The organism is Psychrobacter cibarius (genome assembly GCA_030686115.1).
Classification (GTDB): domain Bacteria; phylum Pseudomonadota; class Gammaproteobacteria; order Pseudomonadales; family Moraxellaceae; genus Psychrobacter; species Psychrobacter cibarius_C.
The window spans coordinates 3,213,965-3,237,420 of the sequence record CP131612.1 but is presented as its reverse complement, the minus strand read 5'-3'; the positions used below and the strand labels follow the sequence as shown (position 1 = coordinate 3,237,420).

The following is a 23,456-nucleotide window of genomic DNA, read 5'->3' as shown; positions in this document are numbered from 1 at the left end:
TTTTATTCAAGTGAATGGAATTTCTGATAGTGGCTTATAAAAGTAGGCGGTAATGAGGTATGTTTTAACCCATTATTAATCTATTTTTAACCTGTCTTTATAAAATATAGTGATTCTGGACATACTGAATGCACAGTTCATGAAACGCTTGTGCTGGCGGTGAAATCGTTTTATTTGCCAATTTAAAAATACCAATTTGTCTGTCTAAGGCAGGTTCAAGTAAGTCGAGCCATACCAATTCTGGCTCATTCGACGGAAAGGCGAGCTTCGGTAGGGTGGTTATGCCAAGATCATTGCGTAATAATGAAAATAAGGAAGTAATATTCTCGACCGTGTAACGCGCATTACGGTTGAGCACCTCGGCTGGGGTGTTTTCGAGCAATCGGCAAGTGCCATTATAAATAAAAGGCTGGGTCATGAGTTGTTGCCATTTAAGCCCTGTTTTTTGATGGTTTCTTGACGGTTTTATTGGTTGATTTAACGAGTTGCTTTTTAAGCAGACCACGCCAATCGGGTCAGATATGAGCAAGGTGAAATCTATATTTGATTGATCGATACTGGTGCAGTTGCCCAATGCCAAATCGATTTCACCTGCCAATAAACGATTGGCAACACCGACAGAGTTATCATCTATTAGTACAATCTCGACATCAGGATATTTCTTGGAGTATTCAACCAACACGCTAGGCAAGAGTTTTGTCACCAGTGATGGCACGCTTGCAATCCTTATTTTGCCTTTATCGCCAGCGGCTGCTCCTTTTAAATCATCCTCTAGCGCTTGATAAACCGTCATAAACTGCTCGATTTTGGGTAAACAAGTCTCGCCAAAAGGCGTGAGTGTTGCTTTATTTCCTCCTTCAAATAAGCGCTGACCCAGTGTTTTTTCCAATTCCTTTATCGAGGCAGACAACGCCGCTTGCGAGCGATTGGCGCGATCCGCCGCCGCCCGAAAGCCGCCTTCCTCTACCACGCATAAAAAGTGACGTAATTGCTGTAATTTCATAGGCTTATTCTTCACCACTATTAATATATAAGATATCGTCTATGATAGATTAAATCTATCATATTCTAAATTTAATTAGTTAGATTTATCGTTAGTACTTGGGTAGGATAACTCTATAGCAATCGCTGCCCAATCATTGATCAAAGGATATGACGACATGACGACTCATTCAACCAAACAATCCATCAAAACCTCACTTTATGCGTCTAAAGCCCCTCTAGAATGGGCGATCACTTGCAATGGTACGTTGTACACCGCGCAGATTCCTATCGATGAAAATGGTGATGTGGTTGCAGGTGGTATCGAAGCGCAAACCCGTCAAACATTAGACAATCTCAAGCACACACTAGAATGTGCCAATGTTGGTATGGATTCGGTACTACAGGTCATGATCTATGTGACCGATCGCGACTATCTAAAAACGGTCAATCAAGTTTATGCTGAATACTTTGAAGCACCCTATCCAAATCGGGCAGCGCTCGTGATAGCAGGACTGGCTCGTGAAGAAATGCTGGTTGAGCTGGTTGTATATGCCGCTGTGCCTTAAAACTAATTTTAATATTCCATCTTTTAATACTTTATCAAGGAAGCTCTTATGTCAGCTCACACCGCCCAACAGATATTGCAGCAAGACCCAACCAAATCACTTTATATCAATGGTGAATGGCAGGCAGGCGTAAATACCGTTGCCAATATTAACCCATCTGATATCACTGACACTATCGGTGAGTTCGCACAGGCCAGTGGCGATCAAGTCAAAGATGCCATTGCTGCTGCCCGTCACGCTCAGCCAAAATGGGAAGCAACTTCTTTAGAAAAAAAGCAATCTATCCTACAAGCGATTGGCGATGAAATGATTGCTCGCTGTGATGAGCTAGGTACGCTGTTGTCTCTTGAAGAAGGTAAGCCATTTGCCGAAGGACGTGGCGAGATTTACCGTGCGGGTCAGTTCTTTCATTATTATGCCGCTGAAGTATTGCGCCAAATCGGTGATAACGCCGCCTCAGTACGCCCTGGTGTCAAGGTTGAAGTCACCCGCGAAGCAGTCGGTGTGGTCGCTATTATCTCACCTTGGAACTTTCCAACGGCCACCGCTGTATGGAAGATCGCGCCAGCGCTAGCGTTTGGTAACACTGTCATTTGGAAGCCTGCGAATTTAACGCCAGCCAGCGCAGTAGCATTGGCTGAAATCATTCACCGTCAAGGCATGCCAGAAGGGACATTTAACCTGCTACTTGGTGGCGGCTCGTCAGTCGGTGATGCACTCATCAATTCTACAGATATCGATGCCGTTAGCTTTACGGGTTCTGTACCAACAGGTCGCAAAGTTGCTGCTGCGACGGCACCGAACTTTATTCGCTGTCAGCTTGAGATGGGTAGTAAAAACGCCTTGGTCATCGCTGATGATGCTGATTTGCAAGTTGCTATCGATGCGGCAGTGGCTGGTGCGTTTGGTGGTTCAGGGCAGAAATGTACGGCTTCTTCACGCCTCATCGTAATGGACAGTATTCATGATGCCTTCGTCGAAGGTGTGGTCGCAAAAATGAAGACTTTAAAGGTCGGTCATGCGCTTGATGAAGGTATCTTTATGGGGCCTGTCGTCGATGACAAGCAGCTGGCATCAAACATGGACTGGATCGAAAAAGCCAAGCAATCCGGTGCCAATTTAGCCTTTGGTGGTGAGCGTTTAGAGATGCCGCATGACGGCTACTATATGTCGCCGACGTTATTTACCGAGACGGACAACAGCTGGGATATCAACCAAGAAGAAGTATTTGCGCCGCTCGCTTGCGTCATGCGTGTCAAGGATTTGGACGAAGCGATTGCGATGACCAATGACACGCGTTTTGGTCTGACGGGCGGCATCATTACCCAGAGCTTGCGTAGCAGTGCGATGTACAAAGAGCAAGTGCAAGCAGGTTGCGTGATGGTCAATCTAGCGACTGCGGGAACTGACTACCACGTGCCGTTTGGTGGTCGTAAACAGTCAAGCTTTGGCCCGCGTGAGCAAGGTCAATACGCTAAAGAATTCTATACCATCGTCAAGACCGCTTATCAAAAAGCGTACTAGGCATGTCTTAACAAGCATACTCGCCGCTATCGAAGTGACACGGTGTGAAAAAGCACTTAATAGCCAATGATAGCGGCCACTGATAAAAGTATTAAAGGGAATTGATATGTACCAAGATCATATCGTCATTGACGGATTACAGTATAGCCATTGGGATCGTGACTACTTTAAGATGCTACAAGCCAGTGGTATCAATGCGGTACATGCCACCTTGGTCTATCACGAAGATGCCCGTCAGACCATGACCCGCTTTAGCGAGTGGCACACACGCTTTGAGCAAAATAACGATCTTATCTTGCCAGTGTACTCAGTAGCTGATATAAAAACGGCAAAAGAGCAGGGCAAAGTGGGCATTTTCTTTGGCGCACAAAACTGCTCACCAATCGATGATGAAATTGGTTTGATTAGCGTGATGCGTCGTTTAGGTTTATTGATTATGCAGCTGACTTACAACAACCAGAGCTTACTAGCCACTGGTTGTTATGAGCAGAATGACAGCGGCATCACACGTTTTGGTCAGCAGGCGATCAAAGAGATGAACCGTGTCGGTATGATCATCGATATGTCTCATAGCGCAGAGCGCTCCACGCTTGAAGCGATAGAAATCTCATCGCGTCCGATATGTATCAGTCATGCCAATCCAACCACGGCTCATGACGCGCTACGCAATAAATCGGATACGGTCATCAGTGCCTTGACCCAAGCAGGCGGGTTGTTAGGTTTTAGCTTATACCCGTTTCATTTGCCAAATGGTAGTGCATGTACGCTTGATGACTTCTGTACGATGATTGCTAACTGTGCTGACAAATATGGCGTTGAGCATTTATCCATTGGTAGTGACTTGTGTCTCAATCAACCGGAAGCCGTGCTTGAATGGATGCGTAATGGGCGTTGGTCAAAAGCGATGGATTATGGTGAAGGCAATGCCAATAATTCAGGTTGGCCTGACACGCTGCCGTGGTTTGCTGGCAAGGACGGTATGGAAAACATCTATAACGGTCTGCTCAAGCACGGTTTTAACGAAAGTGATGCTGGAAAAGTCATTGGTCAAAACTGGTTCGATTTTTTAGAGCAAGGCTTAAAGCCTTTGGCTTGAGCAGCCACTTCTAAAGATTTTTTAGCCAGTTATTGTGCGAAACCGCTATAAAATGACAGGCGTTTTATAGCGCACAGCCATTTGAAATAGACAGTTTTGAAATAGAGAGCTTTAAAGTAAATAGCTTTGAAGTAAATAATATGGTGAGGCTATGTGGTTATATCCTCATTGCGATACCTCTGATTTAAAACGCAACATTAGCCTTAGCATATGGAGCCACATCATGGCCGATTTAAAGGGACTTAATCAAGTTGAGCAAGGACGCTCAAACGCTGCCAATAGCACAGCAGATAAGGTCAGCGCTGTACCAGCTGCTGCCGATATTGATGCGTTGGGGCTAAAAAACCCGGCCTTTTGGTATAGTGGCGGGTTTATTACAATTTTTGTGCTCATGGCGATTTTTGCAGAAGCACAGTTAGCAACAATCGTGGATGTTGGTTTTAAATGGTCGGCCAATATCTTTGGTCCTTTTTGGCAAATTTTGCTTCTCGCTACTTTCGTCATCGCTTTAGCGGTTGGTGCAGGTCGCACGGGTCGTGTTATTTTGGGCAACTTACCAAAGCCTGAAATGGACAATTTCAAGTGGATGGCCATTCTATTTTGTACATTGTTGGCTGGCGGCGGGGTTTTTTGGGCGGCGGCAGAACCTATTGCTCATTTCGTGTCAGCGCCTCCTTTATACGGTGAGTCACCAGACTTGCAACAACGAGCATTTAACGCCTTATCACAATCTTTTATGCATTGGGGATTTTTGGCGTGGTCGATTGTCGGTAGTTTGACCGCGATTGTGGTCATGCATTTGCATTATGACAAAGGTTTGCCGCTGAAACCTCGCACACTTCTTTATCCTATGTTTGGTGAGCGCGTACTTACTGGTCAAACGGGCGCGATTATCGATGCTTGCTGTATCGTCGCCGTGGCTGCGGGTACGATTGGCCCTATTGGTTTTTTGGGTCTACAGACCAGCTATGCACTGAATGAATTGTTTGGTATTCCTGATACTTTTGCCACCCAGCTTATCATTATCATATTCGCGATTGTGCTTTATACCTTATCAGCGATCAGCGGTCTTGCTCGAGGCATGCAATTGCTCAGCCGCTTCAATGTCATATTGGCAGTTGCGCTGATGGTCTTTATTTTGATATTTGGACCGACCAATTTTATCGTCAATGGTTATATTCAAGGTGTCGGCACGATGGTCGATAACTTTATTCCGATGGCCACTTTTCGCGGTGATGAAGGCTGGCTTGGCGGTTGGACCGTGTTCTTTTGGGGTTGGTTCTTGGGTTATGGCCCTATGATGGCGATATTTATTGCTCGTATCTCACGAGGTCGTACGATTCGTCAATTGATTACCACGGTTTGTATCATTGCGCCACTCGTTACTTGCTTTTGGTTCACCGTCGTTGGTGGTTCTGGTCTGGCGTTTGAGATTGCCAATCCGGGCAGTGTCAGTAGCGCGTTTGAAGGCTTTAACTTACCTGGTGCACTATTGGCAGTCACGCAGCAATTACCCTTTCCTTTAATTACCTCGATATTATTTCTAATTTTAACCACCGTTTTTATCGTCACGACAGGTGATTCGATGACCTATACCATCAGTGTGGTCATCAGTGGCGAGCGTGAGCCAAACGCCATGATTCGTACCTTTTGGGGCATCATGATGGGGGTGACAGCGATTGTTTTAATCTCGCTTGGTTCAGGTGGCGTGACAGCGTTGCAGTCTTTTATCGTAATTACCGCTGTGCCAGTCTCTTTTATCCTGCTGCCATCGCTATGGAACGGGCCACAAATTGCCCAGCAAATGGCGCGAGAGCAAGACTTGTATCGACCTAATCAGGTAGAGGTAAGACATAAAATTAGCGAAGAAAAGCTCGCTAAGGAAAAGCTTACTCAAAAAACTGATTGACTACCAAACGGTCAAGGTCCAAACAACGATCCTCAAAACGGCTGAATACTTATTTACCGATAGATATCATCATTGGCATTATTAACAAAGCTGCTGGCTCAATATATTAGGTAAGGTAGTGAAATTATGAATATGATTCATGCAAATAATGAAAGCATTAACGTCAAGCCACCTCAACTGAGCACTGAGTTTCGTACTCGTGACGTGATTATGAATGCAGAAAGGTTGGGCGCGATGCACCAAACTCGCATTAGCTTTGTGCGCACGTTACTGCGTAAGATTGATAGAGAGCAATGGACGCTCAGTACCCATTTGTGGGATTTGGATGAGCAAGGCTATGGCACGGTTATTTATCGCCTCAATACTCCAGAGCATCTGTATCATCTGGTGGTGTTTTGTAATGAGCTGGCTGATGAAGAGCGTAATGATAGGGTGATTGCCCAAAAATGGGATGTGACCTTTGGTCTGGTCTTTGGTGAAATAAGTGAGGAATTACTGGGTAACCTACAAGCCAACGTACCGCTGCAAGAAGCGGGTCGCAACTCTAATATGGTGATGGTGCTGGCACGAGCAAATAAAAGCGTACGGGTCTTTGATCATATCGTTAGCTCACTCGCCGTTGGTCAGCAACCAGATTTAGATATACTTGCGCAAGTGGGTTATATATTGCGCACTACTGCCGTCTATGGCAATGGTAAGTTTGGTATTTATGACTTCAAACCGTTAGAGCACAGTGCAGATTTTGATCAATCCTTTCGAGCGCAGATGTGTGCCGTGTATTTGCTGCGTGAGTTTAGCTTAGATTGGGTCGATTATTTGGCAAAGCAAAAAGGCGGTAGCAACGCCGCTGCTCTGCATCCAGAGATTAAGCGTTACTTGGGAGTTGGTAACGCCACCGGTCTAGGCATGGCACCGTATCTAATCAACCATCCCTGTGTCGTCGATCAATGGCTAACTACCCGTGAAGAAGCGTTACAAGCGACACTGGTTTGCCAAATTGAGCCTAATGAAACGGCGCATTTTGCCAGTTTAATCAAACGCGCTATTCAGCATTTTAGTGAAACTGTCACTATCAATGAGCAGCAAATTAAACTCAATGAAGCGGTCGTTGCGGAATTAGCCGTACTACAAAATAATTTGATGGCAACCATTAATCAATACAGTACATGGGCGGAGTTCTTACAAGCTCACCATTACCTAAGCCTTGAGAGCCAAGAAGTGATTATCTCTTGCTTGATGGAGCTTTATCCTAAGCGTGTCGATGCGTTTCAAGAAAAAATAAATGCCGATGAAACGCTATCGTTACCGAAAGGCAAGGTGATCCAAGATTTAATCGATGTATTAGAGCGATATTATCAGTGGGCGATTAATATTGATTTTAGCCAGCCCGATAATAGCCATTGGTTTTGGTATCGTTCGGTGGATAAAGAAGAGCCAAGGATGGGCGTGCGCGGGCAAGAACCGGGTGCTGATCGTGAGCTTGCATTAGACATCGCACGGCAAGCAAATAAGCTGTATCTCGCGTTGAAACCCACCGATCCACAGCAGCTCATTTCAGAGTTCATCTTAAATCAGCCAAAGTATCGCTCGATTGCGCGCCGCGTTTGGACGATGGGACATAAGCCACTGGGCGATATTCAGATGAATGTCTTGCATAAAACCGCATTACCCATGCACCTGTTACGGTGTAAATTATCGATGTTTGGTGCCACCAAGTTCGATCCCAGATCAGATCGCTGGGTGCGGATCACCTTGTTTCAAGGTGCGCCTTTGTTTGCAGAAGTGCATAGTGATGAGTGGCTGTTTCCTTTATTACCCGATTTATCGAAAGAGCAGGGAGGTTTGACTCATGATCGTATCGCATAATGAAATCGTGACGATAGTACACAAAGCCTTTACTGGGATGCACCGTGAAGTAGGCGAAGCGGATGTGATTGCTACCATGGTCGCTGAATTACAGATGGCGGGCTTGGACGGTATCAGACACTTTAACAATGCCAGTCCGTATATCTTAACTGAGCACGATACGCCAATCGATATCGTCCATCAACAAGACGGCGCTATTCGTTTAGATTTGCATGGTAGCAGCTTGGCTTGTCACTTGCCGACTATCATTGACTATGCGCTTGAAAAAATGGGTGATTTAGCGCATTTTCATATTTATTTACAGAACTGTCATAACCGCTGGTTGGCTTATAGTGAGCTGGTGGGGCTGGCTGCCAAAGGCTTTGCTTGTTTGGCTAAATGGGACAATGGCTCTGTGCCCAAGCATACATTATTTACGTTAAATCAAGGTTTTGTGTATCCTGATTTATACTTTTTTGACCAAGCACAAGCCAATTACAATACCAATGACATGGTCATTGAAATTGCGACCCAAAATTTTGATATTGAACAGGACATACAGCATTTCAATCATAAAATATCGACAGATGAGCTATTTGAAACGCATCAGCGCGCATGGAAAGAAGGCATCTATGTCGACGATGCGCAGTGGACGATACTCAAAAAAACGGCTGCTGCGATGTTGGTAGAAAATAGCGAAACATCAAGTAAAGGTGCGGGAGGAGCGTAAGCGAGAGGAATGTAATAAATAAAAGGTTACAAAATGGCATAGGCAAATAGATTAAGCCAAAAAGAGGTTTGTAATTAAAAATTTCAGAAAGTGTTTTGGACTAAAAGGTATTTCGGAGTTGTTTGAACAGATGGGAAAAAAATAGGTATTATTATTATATAAGATTGGCGGTGAAGGAGGGATTCGAACCCTCGATACGCTATTAACGCATACACACTTTCCAGGCGTGCGGTTTCAGCCACTCACCCACTTCACCGTTTTTAGACGGCTTAGTATAGCGGATACTGTCTAGAATGTCACGACTTGCACCTTATCTTTCTTTATTTACAAACGCCTGCTACGATAGCGTATACGTAATGACAAGCATAGATGGTTGAAAGTTGAATGATAAGTTTCGGTAGGCTGAATGCCCGTTTGAAAAACAGTATTACAATGACCGTGATGGCGGTGGTCGTAAGTATAACTTCAGCGCATGCTGATGACTTTACTCAGTGTAGCGAGTCTTTTTATGGTGGTGTCTATCCTGAGTTTATTAATACCAAGCTAAGCAACAAAACCCAAGCTTTATGCATGGATGGTTTTGCCATTATGTATTCTGGCGTGTCGCGTACACCGCTTTGGTCGGCAGAATATTTGGATCGCAAGCGTTTACAACAAGCAAAAGAAATTGATCGTGAAGACAGCTTTCATGAAGAAAGTAGGTTACCAAAATCCGCACGCGCCTCATTGTCTGACTATTCAGGCTCTGGCTATGATCGCGGGCATTTAGCGCCCAATGCCGATATGGCGAATCGCAGTCAACAATATGATAGCTTTAGCCTTGCCAATATCGCTCCGCAGTCACCGCGCAACAATCGCTATATCTGGCGTAATATTGAATCAGCCACTCGCTATTTGACCCAGCAATATGGAGAGGTTTATAGCATTACAGGAGTAGCATTTACTGGCAAAACAACCAAGCAATTGGCAGATCGTGTACTGGTGCCCAGTCATTTTTTTAAAGCCGTCTATATACCAGCGATTAATCAAGCAGGGGTCTATTATGCACCCAATGATGAGTCAGAGCGCATAGAGGTTATTAGTATTGATGAACTCTCGACCAGAATTGGTATCGATGTGCTGCCCGTCTTGGATGCCAAAACCAAAACACAGGCATTTGATCTGCCATTAAAGGCGGGTGAAAGCTCCGAGTTGCCCGATGAGCCAACAGAAGAGCCGGCGTGGATGCTGTTTGTTTGGGCGATTCTTGAGTGGGTAATCGCCCAATTGCAAGCATAATGCCTTTGTGACACGAGTCTATATATAATAAAAGGCACAAAAAATCCAAAAATTACGCAAGATATTGTTAATCAAAAGGAGAATCAAATGATTGATCCATTTGCCAATGACCACCAAAGCATGCAAATTGGTGAGCTTATCATCGAAAACCAAACAGATAAAATTATTATATATGGCGATATTGATTTGACTCTTGATGCTACTGGATATGAGCAAGCACAACAGTTACATGAACTAACAAGCAAGATTCTTCAGGCGTTTGAAAATGATGCTATTTACAATAATAGTCAGCATAAGTCAAAAGAAAAAGATGACCGGTTGGATAAAAATATCGACAATCCTTTTTTATAACTATTTGATATAGTTCAATTTTTATAGAAATAATAAACTATAAAAAAATTACTAGGCAAAAGCTTAAAATTGCTTATAATGAGTCAAGACATCGCTTATGTCGTATAAAATTTTGATGAGCAGTTTTTTTAGATGCGCTAATCACTTCCAAAGAGTAGAAAGTCGCATAGCTGTTAATAGGGATTTTAGCGAAGGATAAGCCTAGGAGATCAGAAACATAACGTTTCGAGTAATCATTGTATGAAGGGAATCAGTCTATGAAATTATTTACCAAAACCACTCTAGCTGTTGCAGGTATCAGTTTAGCAAGCATGGCATTCGCCGCTGATCCTTTGGCCAATACCACATGGCAGACATTTGATGAAGGTAAGCCAAAAGGTACCGTAAAGATTACTGAGTCAAATGGTGTACTAACAGGTACGCTTATCGCTACTAACTCAGCCAAAGGTAAAAAGCACGTTGGTACGACCATTATTAAAGGTTTAAAGTCTGATGGTGGTGGCAAATATAGTGGTGGTACGATCACTGATCCTGAAAAAGGCAAAGATTATCGTATGACCGCAAACTTGAGTGGCAACACCTTAAATCTAAAAGGTTATATCGGTCCATTCTCACGCAGTCAAACGTGGAAAAAGAAATAAACCTATCGTTTATTTTTAGTATTAGACCTAATATTTATAAATAAATAAAGATCCCGCAATACCTTTTGGTCATGCGGGATTTTTAGTACATATATTTTAATATTGGCTTCAGAGCTTATCTCACAAATTCTGGATATGCTTCCATACCACACTCTGCTATATCCGCACCTTCATACTCATCTTCTTCAGAGATACGCAGACCAATCACTAATTTGATAACTGCCCAAGTGATTAAGCTGGCGATGAATACCCAAGTAAAGATAGTGGCTGCACCAGCAATCTGACCTACGAACGATGCTGCTGGATTGGTAATTGGTACGATAAGTAGACCGAACAGACCGACTACACCATGAACTGAGATAGCACCCACTGGATCATCTATTTTTATTTTATCCAATGCTAAGATAGATAGCACAACGATAACGCCAGCGATCAAACCAAACAGTGTTGCTTGTAATGCAGATGGGGTTGAGGGTTCTGCTGTGATAGCGACTAATCCTGCGAGTGCACCATTTAAGAGCATGGTTAAGTCAGCTTTGCCAAAGATGATGCGTGCTATTATTAAAGCACCAATTGCACCGCCTGCCGCTGCTGCATTGGTATTTAAAAAGACCATAGCAACCGAGTTAGCACTGGCAATATCACCCAGTTTTAGCACCGAGCCGCCATTGAAACCGAACCAACCCATCCAGAGAATAAGTGTTCCAAGCGCTGCCAGTGGTAAGTTAGCCCCTGGAATGGCGCGTATTTCACCATTAGGGCCATACTTGCCTTTACGTGCACCTAATAATAATACCCCTGCTAATGCAGCCGCAGCACCCGCCATATGGACGATACCAGAACCTGCAAAATCAGAAAAACCCATGTCGCCTAAATTGAACATACCAAATACATCATTGCCACCCCACGTCCAGCTACCCTCTAATGGATAAATGATACCAGTCATCACCACAGCAAATAATAAGAACGACCACAGCTTCATGCGCTCAGCCACCGCTCCTGAAACGATCGACATACAGGTTGCAACAAACACCACTTGGAAGAAAAAATCAGACGCAGCGGAGTAAACAGAATCACCGTCAAAGCCATTTTCAGCGGAGGCTGCTAGGGCATCTGCTACCAGCGTTTCATTACCCGCGATACCGCTCAAGAATAGGTTGCCACCATACATAATGGCATAGCCGCATATCATGTACATGGTACAAGCGGTGGCAAAAAGTGCGATATTTTTGGTTAAAATCTCAACGGTGTTTTTTGAGCGGACGAGTCCAGCTTCTAACATGGTGAAGCCTGCTGCCATCCACATGACGAGCGCCCCGCACATTAAAAAGTAAAACGTGTCAAGTGCGTACTGGAGCTCGAAGATTTGATTTTGCATGTTAATTCCCCCTTGAATTGATGCAATACAGCTATCGGTATGATCTATAAATCTGTGTCTATATGGCCTTGCGCGTTAGATAGCGTCAGGGCCTGTCTCGCCCGTACGAATACGAATAACTTGCTCAAGTGCAGTGACAAAGATTTTGCCGTCACCAATCTTGCCCGTGCTAGCGATGCGAGTGATGGCTTCGATAGCAGGTTCGACCATCTCATCAATAACAGCCACTTCGACTTTTACTTTAGGTAAGAAGTCCACCACGTATTCTGCGCCGCGATAGAGTTCTGTGTGACCTTTTTGGCGACCGAAACCTTTGACTTCAGTAACAGTGACACCTTTAACACCGATGTCAGAAAGCGCTTCACGTACATCATCGAGCTTAAACGGTTTTAAGATCGCAGTGATTAGCTTCATAAAATATTCCTTATTTGTGTGATGCCGCAGGTTGATCGAAGCATTGTGGTGCATCGTATCGCTGCCATGCTTACTATTAGTCATTCAAGAACTGTGCCAATTTACTCAAGGGGGATAGGTAAGATTGGATTTTTTTGTTCAAAAATAGCCATAGTTATGGCAAAAAATACTGGCTATGCTGCAATGGTATAAACCACCGTTATGAGCATAGAGAATGCGAATTAACCTTTAGCGTTGAACTGACGAAAACTTTATTATAACCAACTTTTTAGGTGCTTGGGGAGACCATCCATCTATTTCCTGTGATGATTTGCTAACCTAGTTTGGTATATGAAACGAATCACTTGAGGAGAAAGTAGGGAAAACTGTGTGATACGGTAAGCGGCAGAGCTTAACATTTATGTATAGGCTCTGCGCTCAAAGAGAGAGGGGTGGCTGTGTAGATCGGCTAGAGCCTATACCTTTGGGAAGAGTAGGTAGGGGGTTTTGGTGCTACCGAGCAGTTTTTTTGTGTCGCTACCTTTTAGAAGTTCACGCAGACGAGATTGGCCAAAGGCACCGGTCATCAGCATACCGATATCATTTTCATTTTGATAATAATTCAAAGCCGAAGTGACATCGCGGCAGTCCAGCAAGGCTTTTTTAGACTTGATGCCTGCTTGTTTGAGCCGCGCATAAGCTTCGCGTAGCGCATCGCAATTTTCAGAGTTTTCTTTACCGACCATCACGATATGAACGGTTAATGCGCGCACCAGTGAGGTTTTGCATAGCCAATTGAGCAATTTATGTGAAGTAGGACTGTTGTCAAAAGCAAATAACGCGGTCGTAGGGGGCAAAAATGGTGCATGAGTCACCAAAATGGGGCAGTGGCTGACTCTAATTAACTGGCTCAATGTCGATTTGCAGGTGACATTGTGACCTATAACAATCAATTGTGCTTTGTCATCGACGTAATCGATACTTTCATTGAGGTGTTCATGGCGATGCAGGGTATAGGTTTTTAGTTTTTGTCGCTGCTGCTCGCAATAGGTGGTGGCTTGATGAAGCAAAAGCTTGCCTTGGGCTTTTAGCTCACAATTACTCAAGTGCTCCTTGGTGGTGAATTGCTCAAGCAGCATGTTTTCATCATCGATATTTAGGCAGCCTGAATAATTCACAGCCGCTTTTTGTTGCAAGCTCGGTACAGAATGCAACAGTCCCACAGGTGCTTGTAGACGAGTCGCGGCCCACATGCTGGCTTCTAACACTGCTTGCACGTGGTCTGGGCAGTCCAAGCAGGCAATCACACTATCTGGTTTTAAATTACTCATAAGACCACCACATTATTCCAATATTAAAAAGACAGAATAAAAAGACAGCTGCTTGGCTCAAGGGTGGGGCGATAATGCTTATGCCCAATCCTTTGTACCAATGCAGCTGTTTATTCAACTGTCTATTTATGAGCAGTTAATCAATATTAGCTCAATAAATAGACGTGGCTTTGTTTAATCCAATAAGCCAATATCTCGGCGATCGTGGATAGAGAAGCGATCAATCAGGGTTCGGCTCGCATTATTGAGTCCCACCACTTTGACATCAATGCCCTCACGTTGCAAGCGCATGACCAGTTTGTCCAAGGTGTCTACGGCACTGACATCCCAAAAATGCGCTTGGCTGACATCAATTTGAATACTATCTAAAGCTTCTTTGGTATCGAAGCTGTTTAAGAACTGAGTCGTAGAAGCAAAGAATACTTGTCCTTGCACATAATAATAACGGGTATTAGTACTCTCATCATACTCACTAAATACCGTTAAGAATTGACCAATTTTATTGGCAAACGCCAGCGCCGATAGCAGCACGCCCACGCCCACACCATAAGCTAGGTTGTGCGTAAATACTGTGGTTAAAACAGTCGCTAGCATGACAATATTAAATGACATCGGATGCGTTTTAAATTCGCGAATAGACTGCCAGTTGAAAGTACCAATAGAGACCATAATCATCACAGCGACCAGTGCCGCCATGGGAATTTGACTGACCCATTCACTTAAGAACACTACCATAATGAGCAGTACGATACCTGCCATCAAAGTGGACAGACGTGTACGTCCGCCAGATTTGACGTTGATCATAGATTGACCAATCATGGCACAGCCTGCCATACCACCGAAGAAACCTGATACGACGTTGGCAATCCCTTGACCACGACACTCGCGGTTTTTATCGCTTGGCGTATCTGTCAAATCATCGACGATAGTCGCTGTCATCATCGATTCTAATAAACCAACGATGGCAAGTGCGATAGAGTAAGGCGCGATGATCAGTAAAGTATTTAGGTTCAATGGAATGTCAGGTAATAAGAACATCGGTAATGAATCAGGCAAATCGCCCATACTGCCGACATTACGAATATCGAGATTCATGTACATGGCAACAGCAGTCAAACCAACGATACAGATCAGCGGTGACGGAATCACGCGACCGATTTTAGGAATCAGCGGAAACAAGTAGATAATCGCTAAGCCCGCCGCCGTCATGATATAAACCGTCATGCCAACGCGCTCAGTCATTGGGTTAAGCTCAGGCAGCTGGGCGGCAAAGATCAATATCGCGAGCGCATTGACGAAGCCAATGACTACCGATCGCGACACAAAGCGCATTAAATTACCGAGCTTTAGTATACCCATTATAATCTGAATCCCACCGCACAATAAGGTGGCAGCTAGCAAATACTGCAAACCATGCTCGGCGACTAAGTCAACCATCACCAGTGCCATTGCCCCAGTTGCTGCCGAAATCATGCCTGGACGACCACCGACGAAACTGATCACGACCGCGATACAAAATGAGGCATACAAGCCGACTTTTGGATCAACACCCGCGATAATAGAAAAGGCAATAGCTTCAGGAATCAGCGCTAAGGCAACGACCAAACCGGATAAAACGTCGCCGCGAACATTGGAAAACCACTCGTCACGTAAGTTATCAATAAAAGATGTCATAAGTAAACTGCATAGGGTTAGAGGCAAAAAAAGTAATCATTACTCATTCATAAAATGATCGCATCGCTATAAAAGTAGCTATTCATCTTGCTTTTACGGCAACATGTGCTGTGTCATATTGCGGTATTGAGTTATTAAAGGTCAGTAATAAATAGGTCTATTGATTTACTTACTGGTATCGCTGATACGCTCACCAATAATTGATACGATGATAAATTCAGTGAGACTACCTAAAAAAATAGTTAAAATAAGGTGCTTAAAGCAGGGCGTTTATAAGAGCACCTACAATAACGAATAGCGTCAGCAATGATATGCTGCGGTAGAGGGTAATAAATAATCTATCAAATAAAAATAGCCGCTCGACATGACCCGTCTATAGTAGTAACTTTGCCAAACAGAAGTGACAATAGCGTGCTAACTGTGACAACATGCTAAACTAAAATGCTTGGGTAAATACCCAGTCACTTACAGATTAAGGCAACTATTATAGCATTAGCCACTTAATATAAAAACAGGCGCATAATAGCACATCGTCATAAAAAACCAGTACCGAAATCTGAACGATACCGTTATGATGCGTCTCATCTTGACGGCATCATTTTGCTTCTTTATATACTAGGTTTGTTTGATGCCATTTTGCTCGTCCAATAGAAGGAATAAATATGACCACCAACACTGCAACAGATGCCTTACTTCACAAAGGCAGTGGTCTACAAGTCGTGGTCGGTTTGGGACAATCTGGATTATCAGTTGCGCGCTATTTGGCCAATCAAGGCTATCAGGTTGCTGTCACTGATGCTCAGGTGACACCTAGCTTAGCAGATCAACTGCCCGCTGAGATTAGTGTTCGCCAATTTGGTGCGATTGACGCCGAGCTCTTGCAGCAAGCGGCACGTATTATTATAAGCCCCGGTATCTCACTTGCTACCGAAGCCGTCGCCGCTGCCCGCCAAGCGAATATTCCCGTGGTTAGTGACATTCAGCTATTTTGTCAGGCTTGTACCGTACCAATATTGGCGATTACTGGTTCTAATGCTAAGAGCACCGTGACCACCTTGGTCGGGCAAATGGCCGCGGATGCTGGTGTCAATGTCGGTGTCGGCGGTAATATTGGCGTGCCAGCGCTGACCTTGCTTGATAATCCTGATATGGAACTGGCGGTACTTGAGCTGTCGAGCTTTCAGTTGGAGACGGTGACCAATTTGGGTGCGCAAGTGGCGACAGTTCTGAATATGTCACCTGACCATTTAGATCGCCACGGTGATATGCTGGGCTATCATCAAGCCAAACATCGTATCTTTCAGGGTGCTAAGTCCGTGGTTATCAATCGCGAAGACGCCTTGACGCGTCCGCTAGTGGCTGATAATTTGCCAAGAGTGAGTACCGGTATACATGCTCCTGATAAAGGTCAATATGGTCTTATTACTACTCCTGAAGGCCAGATTTATCTTGCCCACGGTACAGAAAAACTACTGTCGGCAGATAAACTGTTGATTAAAGGTCGTCATAATCTGCTCAATGCACAGGCAGCCTTGGCATTAGGCGAACTTGCTGGTTTGCCATTGGGCAGTATGTTGAATACCTTACAGCAGTTTACTGGACTTGAGCATCGTTGCCAGTATGTGGCAAATGCTGCAGACATTGATTATTTCAATGATTCAAAAGGCACCAATATCGGCTCAACGATGGCAGCTATCGAAGGGCTGGGCGCAGTCTATGCGCCAAAAGATGGCAAGCTACTATTGATTTTGGGTGGACAAGGTAAGGCTCAACAGTTTGGTGAATTGACGCCGTTTATCAATCAGTATGTTAGCCAAGTACTATTCATTGGTGAAGATGCGCCGCTGATCGAACAGCATCTGCGAGCAGCTAAGATAAGCGCCGATGTGGCGTTACATCAATGCCAAACTTTAGAAAATGCCTTTACAACCATTCAACAAATCACGACAAGCAGCCTATCGCAAGTGCAAGCGGTGCTATTGTCACCTGCTTGTGCCAGCTTTGATCAATATAGTGGCTACGCAGCTCGCGGTGAGCATTTCAGTCAGTTGGTTGGTCAATTAGCAACTGAGTCGTCAGATATGATGACTGCCGATTAAAAGGTTTGATGATTTAAGCATTTGCATGATAAGTGCTTAGCGAATATCAGCATTTAATAAAGAGCTCATGTATTTAATAAAGAATAAGGGCAATGCAATAGGATTGCCCTGAATTGACTTTTACGATGTGCGCGCATTTTCTGTATAAATGATTGTTTTGCTTATAGATTGCTGCTACTGTCAATCATAGCCAGCCAGCAACATGAATGGTCAGCTTATTTGCTTAGTAATCTGTCTGGTACTGTCTATTTTCTATTTTTTAAACGGTGGCGTTTAATAGACGCCGTGTTTTTTCGTTCGTTAGTGTATATAAAATTATGGCGCTCTCTTCTCTTTTTCGTTCCTCGTCCCAATCGAAGCAAGTATCTGGCTCAGATGGTATTCTTTCTATGCCGTCAGCACGCGCCATTCTCCTATCGAGTGTTGGCTGTATGTTGGTGCTCAGTTTATTGATGGTGGCTTCCGCTTCTATTCCTTTTGCGCTCAGTCGCGGCATGACAGAGCTGCACTTTTTCAAAAACCAGCTGCTGTATATGATGATCGGTTTGACAGTCGCTACAGTTTCTTATTACAGCGTGTCTCTGCGAACATTATATAAGACTGAAACCCAATTTATCCTATTGGGTATCACTGGCATGCTGCTAGTGGCAACCCTATTTAGTACGCCTATTAACGGCTCCAAGCGTTGGCTGAACCTAGGGGTATTTAATTTTCAGGTGGCAGAGTTGGCCAAGTTAGTGATGATTGTCTTTGTCTCTGATTTTGTGGTGCGTCGCTCTTTTGAAGTTCGTAACGGCTTAGACGGTTTTTTGCGGATTATGTTGGTGGTGGCACTCATCACCATGCTGCTATTGTCACAGCCAGATTTTGGTTCTTTTGTCGTTATTTTAGGTACTATCTTTGCGATTTTTTATATCGCTGGTGCGCCTTACAAGCACTTTTTAGCACTGGGCGCGGCTGCCATCGGTGGTGCGGTATTGATGGTGACGACAGCGCAGTACCGATTGGTACGTGTGATGTCATTTATGGATCCGTTTGATGATGTGCAAGACACGGATTATCAGCTGGCACGTAGTTTGATTGCCTTTGGCCGTGGACAATTTACAGGCGTTGGTTATGGTGAGAGCGTACAAAAACTGTCGCATTTGCCTGAGGCACATACTGATTTTCTATTAGCCATTACAGGGGAAGAGTTAGGCTTTGTTGGGGTTACCATGGTATTGGTGCTCGAAGCGCTGATTATCGGTAGCGCGATGCGTATCAGTTATAACGCGCTCAAACGTCGGCAGATGCGTATGAGTTATACCGCCTTTGGTATCGGCGTGGTGTTCATAGCGCAGACAATTATCAATGCGGCGATGAATATGGGCGCGATTCCAACCAAAGGATTGACCATGCCATTCTTCAGTTATGGCGGCTCTTCGATGTTGATTAGTTTGGTGATGGTTGCGTTATTGCTAAAAATTTATAAAGAAAGCCCTGAAATCGAAAAAAGCCAATGCCGTTATTATTGATAGGTTGAGCATTAGTGATAGGCTCGATGCATCATGACTGGCATTATCCAAAGAAGCGTCGCTCAATAGTGGCGCTTTTTGCTAGCTGGCTTTTATCCATTGGGCATATTTAACTGTTGTTTGCCTTGTAGCGGCGTACTGTTCCATTGAGCAATGGCTTGCTTTAACATACGAGTAGGTGTGTCTCTATCGACGGCTGGTTGCTGTAATAGTTGTAAAGCATCAGCGATAAGTTTACTTGGATCTCGTGTATCAATGGGTTGTGCTAGGTTTTGCTTGGAGAGTTTTTGTCCATCAGCATGACATATCAGTGGCAAGTGATACCAGTGATCGATGGCAGGTAAGCGTGCGGCATCCATGATGCTGATTTGCGCTGTCGTCATGGGTAGGATATCTAGACCGCGCATAATATGTGTCACTTGTTGCAGTCCATCATCAAGGCTGGCAGCCAAAATATAATTGATCATACCATCTTGGCGACGTACCACCATATCACCCAATGTCTGCTGAGGATTATCCCACTGCAATCCTTGAATACCGTCGTTAAAACCAATCTTATAATTCGGTAGCTGTATGCGTAGCTTATGTTGCTCTCTATCAAGGTCAGCGCTGACGCAGCAGCGTGGATAGCGCTTCCTATTTGGTTGCAATGGGTTAGCATCATAAGATGGGCTCAGCTCTTCTTGCGCCCAGTATTGCTCCAAGTCTTTACGCGAGCACTGACAACCATAAGTGAGCGGATGCAGGGCTGAGTGTAGATAATCATTATAAATATCAATACGCTCAGATTGATAAATGATATCACCGTCCCAGTACAATCCAAGCGCTTCCAAATCAATCAAGATTTGCTCAGTAAATTGCTGATCACAGCGTTCGGTATCAGTGTCTTCAATACGCAGTAGCCATTTACCACCAATGGATTTTATATGGCAAAAGCTGGCAAGCGCAGTCGTCAATGAGCCAAGATGCAGTTCACCAGTCGGTGAGGGAGCAAAACGACCAATCGGCTGTACTGGTATGATTGGAGTGGGCATAGGAATAAGGTTAGTTTTCAAAGTAGGAAATTATCGGTAAAAAAGGTAGAAGATAGAATAATAAATATATCCGTAAAAAGATATTTGTGAAATGAGTCTGTTTTGTTAGCAAATCAATATAAGCAAGCTTAAAGCTCTGTATCAGCCATGATCCATTGACTAAAAACCAACCAGCTAAAACGCAATAAGCGACCATGTTATGGTCGCTTATGCTTACATTCTACTATTGAGATGAATCGTAATTCGTTTAAGCGCCTTGATTTTGGCGTTCTTTAATCTCAGACAGGGTCTTACAATCGATACACTGGGTAGCCGTTGGGCGCGCTTCGAGACGACGCAGACCAATCTCTACGCCACAAGTTTCACAAAAACCATAATCATCATTTTCAATTTCTGACATAGATTTATCAATTTTGCGAATGAGCTTACGTTCACGGTCACGCGTACGCAATGCGAGGGCAAACTCTTCTTCTTGGGTGGCACGATCATTGATATCTGGCATAGCACTGGACTCGTCTTGGATATAAGTCTTGGTGCGATCCGCTTCGCCAATCAGTTGGCTCTTCCAATCCAATAATATAGCCTTAAAGTGCTCTAACTGCGCATCAGACATGTACTCTTCGTCTTTGGCAGGCACATAAGGAGTAAACTTAGCTTCACTTGGATTCGTGGTCAGGGTGCTCATATGGGTATCCTACTTTTTTCAAATTAATTCAATAAAACGACGTATCAAAAGACAAGACGCTATCAATGTCATAAACGCTATAATTTGTCCCTTTATAAAACGTTTTACCACTTGGTAACACAAGTAACACAGCGGATCTAATAGTACAGTTATCTTGATATGCTCAAAGCAATCTATCAATGGTCAGGTATATGGTTATGCATATTTTTATTTAAATAGCGTTGTCTTAATAATGCGACAAATCACTGACTGTGAAGACTTAGCTGTGATCGATTTAGCCATCCTAGCTATTATAATTCTACCTAATACCAGATACTAGGCAGTCCTCATTTCGTTTTATACGTTGTATCATTGTTTCTGACAATAATGAAGTCATTTTTCATCATCATGTCGCTTTTACCATGCCAGTCATTGTATTCTGAACTCAGAAATATCAGTCAATAGCTTGGGGTATAAGGGCTCACATCAATATTGGTGTCAATAAATCTGGGCGTCAAGTATCCATTCTTTCTACCCAGCTTGCAACCTTTCCATTGTTGGCTAATTGCAACCAACGGTAACCGGGCGGGACGCTTTTATCATAGGAGAAATCATTCTCATAAGGCTTGAACTGGTAGCAAGTAGATGGCGTACTATAGACCGTGACTCCTTGACGATGGCGAACCTGCTCTTGGTGCGTATGACCACTGATAATGACCTTGAGATGGTCAAATCCTAACAGATGCTGCCAAAAGGCCTCACTATTCTCCGCCATATGCGTGTCAATCCAGTCAGAGTCTACGGGAATGACATGGTGATGTAGAGCAATCAGCGCAGGCTTATCACAAGCATCGAGTCTCTCGCATAACCAGTCAATATCGGTAGGCGTTATCTCGCCCTCGACTTTGCCCGTGATGGATGAGTCTAATAACAACAGCTGCCAACGATCAGTCTCAATGACATGCCGGCTTAGCAAGCGCGGGTCGGCAGGTTGAGCAATCAGTTCGCGCTCAAAGAACGGCAATTCACTGCCTATCTCATCCGTCACATCATGATTGCCTGCGATACAAGCAAAAGGAATATTGGTGGCTTGCAATACCTCAAAAATATGATCGTAAATAGCGGGTTTGACTTCATTGACTAAGTCGCCAGTCACGATAATCAAATCGCAGCGAATGTCGCTACTCAAAGCTTGCTGTAGTACTGTTTCAAAGCACTGCTGACAGACAGAGGCTTCGCTATTGTTAGTATCGCCATCAACACTAGAAGAAACGGGCGTTGATAAATGCAAATCTGTGATTTGTAGTATGTTTACCTGTTCATCTGGTGTGCTAATGTTATTAACAGGATAGCTTAGCATTGGGTCAGTCCCTCATCGAATCGAAACAAGTGATGCTGTTAAAACGAATGATAGATAAATGGATGTCCTGCATCGAGTAGACTAATGAATTTTGGTCTGACCAATATGTTTTTTGGCTTGACGCCGCTAGTATGTCGATGATATTAGGGCAAGTTTATAACATAAAGTCAATGAAAGCTCTATCATATTGATGAAATAAAGTTGGATAAGAGGATAAAAAAACCAGCGGCTTTATGTGAACCATAATCTGTCTAACGGCGCGCTGACCAAATTTTTGCAGTGCTGAGCTTTGAGAAAATCAGCGCGATAAAAAATAAAATGGCTAATATTAATACGATAGCAAGTCCTGTCTGAATATCTAGCCAGATGCTTCCCCAAACGCCTAGCGTCACGCCAAGCTGTGCGATCAGTAGCGATATAACGACCATTTGTTTTGGCGATGATGACCACAAACGTGCCGTTAATGCTGGTAATACCAATAGACCGCTGATTAGTAAACTACCAACCGCTTGCAGGGCAATCGCACAAAATCCCGCCAATACGCCCATGAAGAACAGCCGCTGGCGTGTCGGATTAACACCTTGAATACGCGCCAGTGCTTCATGAGTGGCAAGCTTAATTTGTGCAGGCCATATATACATAAGTAGACCGAGCCCTACCAGCACACTACCGGCAAGTAAGGGCAAGTCTGCCCAATCAAGCTCTAGCAAATTACCAAACAAAAACCCCAGTACGTTTGCTTGTTGGTCAGTCAACTGGGTCAAAGCCAATAAGCCTAAGCATAACAATGACACCGCCACGACGGCCAAAACCGCATCGACAGGCAGGCGCTCATCATCGATTAATACCAGCCCTAGCACCACCATGACGCTGACCAAGGCAATGCCAATGCCCATAGGTAATTGCCACCATACTGCTAAAGCCACGCCAAGCAAGGTGCCATGTGCTAAAGCGTCAGCAAAAAATGCCATGCGTCGCCACAAGACTAAGCAACCTAAAGGCGCTGATAGTAGCGCTAAAATACTGCCAGCGATCCAAGCGGGGGCAATGATGGCTAACCAAGCAGTCATAATAAATATCCGTAA

At 44.2% G+C, this 23,456-nt stretch carries 20 protein-coding genes and 1 tRNA gene; 11 read left to right on the top strand and 10 right to left on the bottom strand.

Translation table 11 applies throughout. The annotated features are described in order from the left end of the window. Nucleotides 1-97: 97 nt before the first annotated feature. Complete coding sequence (locus tag Q6344_13780) at nucleotides 98-1,003, bottom strand: LysR family transcriptional regulator (protein WLG13646.1); 906 nt, start codon at nucleotides 1,001-1,003, stop codon at nucleotides 98-100. 157 nt (nucleotides 1,004-1,160) lie between these two features. On the opposite strand from Q6344_13780, the gene Q6344_13775 reads away from it, so the two are divergent. From Q6344_13775 to Q6344_13750, 6 genes are all read left to right on the top strand, one after another. Then, the gene (locus tag Q6344_13775) at nucleotides 1,161-1,550 is read left to right on the top strand and encodes a RidA family protein (GenBank protein ID WLG13645.1); all 390 of its coding nucleotides are present in this window, start codon (nucleotides 1,161-1,163) and stop codon (nucleotides 1,548-1,550) included. 48 nt (nucleotides 1,551-1,598) lie between these two features. Further along, nucleotides 1,599-3,074, top strand: coding sequence for an aldehyde dehydrogenase family protein (locus tag Q6344_13770; GenBank protein WLG13644.1), 1,476 nt, complete (start codon nucleotides 1,599-1,601; stop codon nucleotides 3,072-3,074). A 106-nt stretch (nucleotides 3,075-3,180) separates the two neighbouring features. Further along, nucleotides 3,181-4,170 (top strand): membrane dipeptidase, encoded by a 990-nt coding sequence (locus Q6344_13765; protein WLG13643.1) that lies wholly within the window; start codon nucleotides 3,181-3,183, stop codon nucleotides 4,168-4,170. 223 nt (nucleotides 4,171-4,393) lie between these two features. Continuing rightward, on the top strand, nucleotides 4,394-6,079 hold the full coding sequence (locus Q6344_13760; protein WLG13642.1) for a BCCT family transporter: 1,686 nt from the start codon (nucleotides 4,394-4,396) through the stop codon (nucleotides 6,077-6,079). Between the two features lie 126 nt (nucleotides 6,080-6,205). Beyond that, complete coding sequence (locus Q6344_13755; GenBank protein ID WLG13641.1) at nucleotides 6,206-7,945, top strand: hypothetical protein; 1,740 nt, start codon at nucleotides 6,206-6,208, stop codon at nucleotides 7,943-7,945. Further along, nucleotides 7,929-8,654, top strand: a complete 726-nt coding sequence (locus Q6344_13750) for a DUF3726 domain-containing protein (GenBank protein ID WLG13640.1) — start codon at nucleotides 7,929-7,931, stop codon at nucleotides 8,652-8,654. The genes Q6344_13755 and Q6344_13750 overlap by 17 nt, the downstream gene beginning before the upstream one ends. A 165-nt stretch (nucleotides 8,655-8,819) precedes the next feature. On the opposite strand, the gene Q6344_13745 is transcribed toward Q6344_13750, so the two are convergent. Next, nucleotides 8,820-8,910: transfer RNA gene (locus Q6344_13745), tRNA-Ser, on the bottom strand. Between the two features lie 158 nt (nucleotides 8,911-9,068). On the opposite strand from Q6344_13745, the gene Q6344_13740 reads away from it, so the two are divergent. From Q6344_13740 to Q6344_13730, 3 genes are all read left to right on the top strand, one after another. Further along, a complete protein-coding gene (locus Q6344_13740) occupies nucleotides 9,069-9,932 on the top strand; it encodes a DNA/RNA non-specific endonuclease (protein ID WLG13639.1) in 864 nt (287 codons plus the stop codon). Nucleotides 9,933-10,019: 87 nt separating this feature from the next. Then, entirely contained in the window at nucleotides 10,020-10,283 is a 264-nt protein-coding gene (locus tag Q6344_13735; GenBank protein ID WLG13638.1) for a hypothetical protein, read from the top strand. Between the two features lie 257 nt (nucleotides 10,284-10,540). Continuing rightward, nucleotides 10,541-10,924, top strand: coding sequence for a DUF2147 domain-containing protein (locus Q6344_13730; GenBank protein ID WLG13637.1), 384 nt, complete (start codon nucleotides 10,541-10,543; stop codon nucleotides 10,922-10,924). Nucleotides 10,925-11,039: 115 nt separating this feature from the next. On the opposite strand, the gene Q6344_13725 is transcribed toward Q6344_13730, so the two are convergent. From Q6344_13725 to Q6344_13710, 4 genes are all read right to left on the bottom strand, one after another. After that, nucleotides 11,040-12,302 (bottom strand): ammonium transporter, encoded by a 1,263-nt coding sequence (locus Q6344_13725; GenBank protein WLG13636.1) that lies wholly within the window; start codon nucleotides 12,300-12,302, stop codon nucleotides 11,040-11,042. A 75-nt stretch (nucleotides 12,303-12,377) separates the two neighbouring features. Next, entirely contained in the window at nucleotides 12,378-12,716 is a 339-nt protein-coding gene (locus tag Q6344_13720) for a P-II family nitrogen regulator (GenBank protein WLG13635.1), read from the bottom strand. A 455-nt stretch (nucleotides 12,717-13,171) separates the two neighbouring features. After that, nucleotides 13,172-14,026 carry a universal stress protein gene (locus Q6344_13715; protein WLG13634.1) on the bottom strand — a complete coding sequence of 285 codons (855 nt, stop codon included), beginning with the start codon at nucleotides 14,024-14,026 and terminating at the stop codon, nucleotides 13,172-13,174. 174 nt (nucleotides 14,027-14,200) lie between these two features. Further along, entirely contained in the window at nucleotides 14,201-15,700 is a 1,500-nt protein-coding gene (locus Q6344_13710) for a SulP family inorganic anion transporter (protein ID WLG13633.1), read from the bottom strand. A gap of 662 nt (nucleotides 15,701-16,362) precedes the next feature. Between Q6344_13710 and murD the strand changes: the two genes are divergently transcribed. Then, nucleotides 16,363-17,799, top strand: a complete 1,437-nt coding sequence (murD, locus tag Q6344_13705) for a UDP-N-acetylmuramoyl-L-alanine--D-glutamate ligase (protein WLG13632.1) — start codon at nucleotides 16,363-16,365, stop codon at nucleotides 17,797-17,799. Between the two features lie 389 nt (nucleotides 17,800-18,188). Beyond that, on the top strand, nucleotides 18,189-19,313 hold the full coding sequence (gene ftsW, locus Q6344_13700; GenBank protein WLG13631.1) for a putative lipid II flippase FtsW: 1,125 nt from the start codon (nucleotides 18,189-18,191) through the stop codon (nucleotides 19,311-19,313). A 92-nt stretch (nucleotides 19,314-19,405) separates the two neighbouring features. Here the strand turns inward: ftsW and gluQRS are convergent, their stop codons facing one another. From gluQRS to Q6344_13680, 4 genes are all read right to left on the bottom strand, one after another. Next, on the bottom strand, nucleotides 19,406-20,347 hold the full coding sequence (gene gluQRS, locus Q6344_13695; protein ID WLG13630.1) for a tRNA glutamyl-Q(34) synthetase GluQRS: 942 nt from the start codon (nucleotides 20,345-20,347) through the stop codon (nucleotides 19,406-19,408). A 247-nt stretch (nucleotides 20,348-20,594) separates the two neighbouring features. After that, on the bottom strand, nucleotides 20,595-21,032 hold the full coding sequence (gene dksA, locus Q6344_13690; GenBank protein WLG13629.1) for an RNA polymerase-binding protein DksA: 438 nt from the start codon (nucleotides 21,030-21,032) through the stop codon (nucleotides 20,595-20,597). A 493-nt stretch (nucleotides 21,033-21,525) separates the two neighbouring features. Further along, the gene (locus tag Q6344_13685) at nucleotides 21,526-22,371 is read right to left on the bottom strand and encodes a metallophosphoesterase (protein ID WLG13628.1); all 846 of its coding nucleotides are present in this window, start codon (nucleotides 22,369-22,371) and stop codon (nucleotides 21,526-21,528) included. 251 nt (nucleotides 22,372-22,622) lie between these two features. Beyond that, nucleotides 22,623-23,441 carry a metal ABC transporter permease gene (locus Q6344_13680; GenBank protein WLG13627.1) on the bottom strand — a complete coding sequence of 273 codons (819 nt, stop codon included), beginning with the start codon at nucleotides 23,439-23,441 and terminating at the stop codon, nucleotides 22,623-22,625. Between the last annotated feature and the right edge of the window lie 15 nt (nucleotides 23,442-23,456).

Excerpts from the sequence above, each read along its gene's own strand:
- Q6344_13710 (WLG13633.1), bottom strand. The coding sequence starts at position 15,700 with ATGACATCTTTTATTGATAACTTACGTGACGAGTGGTTTTCCAATGTT.
- Q6344_13765 (WLG13643.1), top strand. The coding sequence starts at position 3,181 with ATGTACCAAGATCATATCGTCATTGACGGATTACAGTATAGCCATTGG.
- Q6344_13755 (WLG13641.1), top strand. The coding sequence starts at position 6,206 with ATGAATATGATTCATGCAAATAATGAAAGCATTAACGTCAAGCCACCT.
- Q6344_13750 (WLG13640.1), top strand. The coding sequence starts at position 7,929 with ATGATCGTATCGCATAATGAAATCGTGACGATAGTACACAAAGCCTTT.
- Q6344_13715 (WLG13634.1), bottom strand. The coding sequence starts at position 14,026 with ATGAGTAATTTAAAACCAGATAGTGTGATTGCCTGCTTGGACTGCCCA.
- Q6344_13735 (WLG13638.1), top strand. The coding sequence starts at position 10,020 with ATGATTGATCCATTTGCCAATGACCACCAAAGCATGCAAATTGGTGAG.
- murD (WLG13632.1), top strand. The coding sequence starts at position 16,363 with ATGACCACCAACACTGCAACAGATGCCTTACTTCACAAAGGCAGTGGT.
- Q6344_13730 (WLG13637.1), top strand. The coding sequence starts at position 10,541 with ATGAAATTATTTACCAAAACCACTCTAGCTGTTGCAGGTATCAGTTTA.
- dksA (WLG13629.1), bottom strand. The coding sequence starts at position 21,032 with ATGAGCACCCTGACCACGAATCCAAGTGAAGCTAAGTTTACTCCTTAT.
- ftsW (WLG13631.1), top strand. The coding sequence starts at position 18,189 with ATGCCGTCAGCACGCGCCATTCTCCTATCGAGTGTTGGCTGTATGTTG.
- Q6344_13725 (WLG13636.1), bottom strand. The coding sequence starts at position 12,302 with ATGCAAAATCAAATCTTCGAGCTCCAGTACGCACTTGACACGTTTTAC.
- Q6344_13770 (WLG13644.1), top strand. The coding sequence starts at position 1,599 with ATGTCAGCTCACACCGCCCAACAGATATTGCAGCAAGACCCAACCAAA.
- Q6344_13685 (WLG13628.1), bottom strand. The coding sequence starts at position 22,371 with ATGCTAAGCTATCCTGTTAATAACATTAGCACACCAGATGAACAGGTA.
- Q6344_13680 (WLG13627.1), bottom strand. The coding sequence starts at position 23,441 with ATGACTGCTTGGTTAGCCATCATTGCCCCCGCTTGGATCGCTGGCAGT.
- Q6344_13775 (WLG13645.1), top strand. The coding sequence starts at position 1,161 with ATGACGACTCATTCAACCAAACAATCCATCAAAACCTCACTTTATGCG.
- Q6344_13760 (WLG13642.1), top strand. The coding sequence starts at position 4,394 with ATGGCCGATTTAAAGGGACTTAATCAAGTTGAGCAAGGACGCTCAAAC.
- Q6344_13780 (WLG13646.1), bottom strand. The coding sequence starts at position 1,003 with ATGAAATTACAGCAATTACGTCACTTTTTATGCGTGGTAGAGGAAGGC.
- Q6344_13720 (WLG13635.1), bottom strand. The coding sequence starts at position 12,716 with ATGAAGCTAATCACTGCGATCTTAAAACCGTTTAAGCTCGATGATGTA.
- gluQRS (WLG13630.1), bottom strand. The coding sequence starts at position 20,347 with ATGCCCACTCCAATCATACCAGTACAGCCGATTGGTCGTTTTGCTCCC.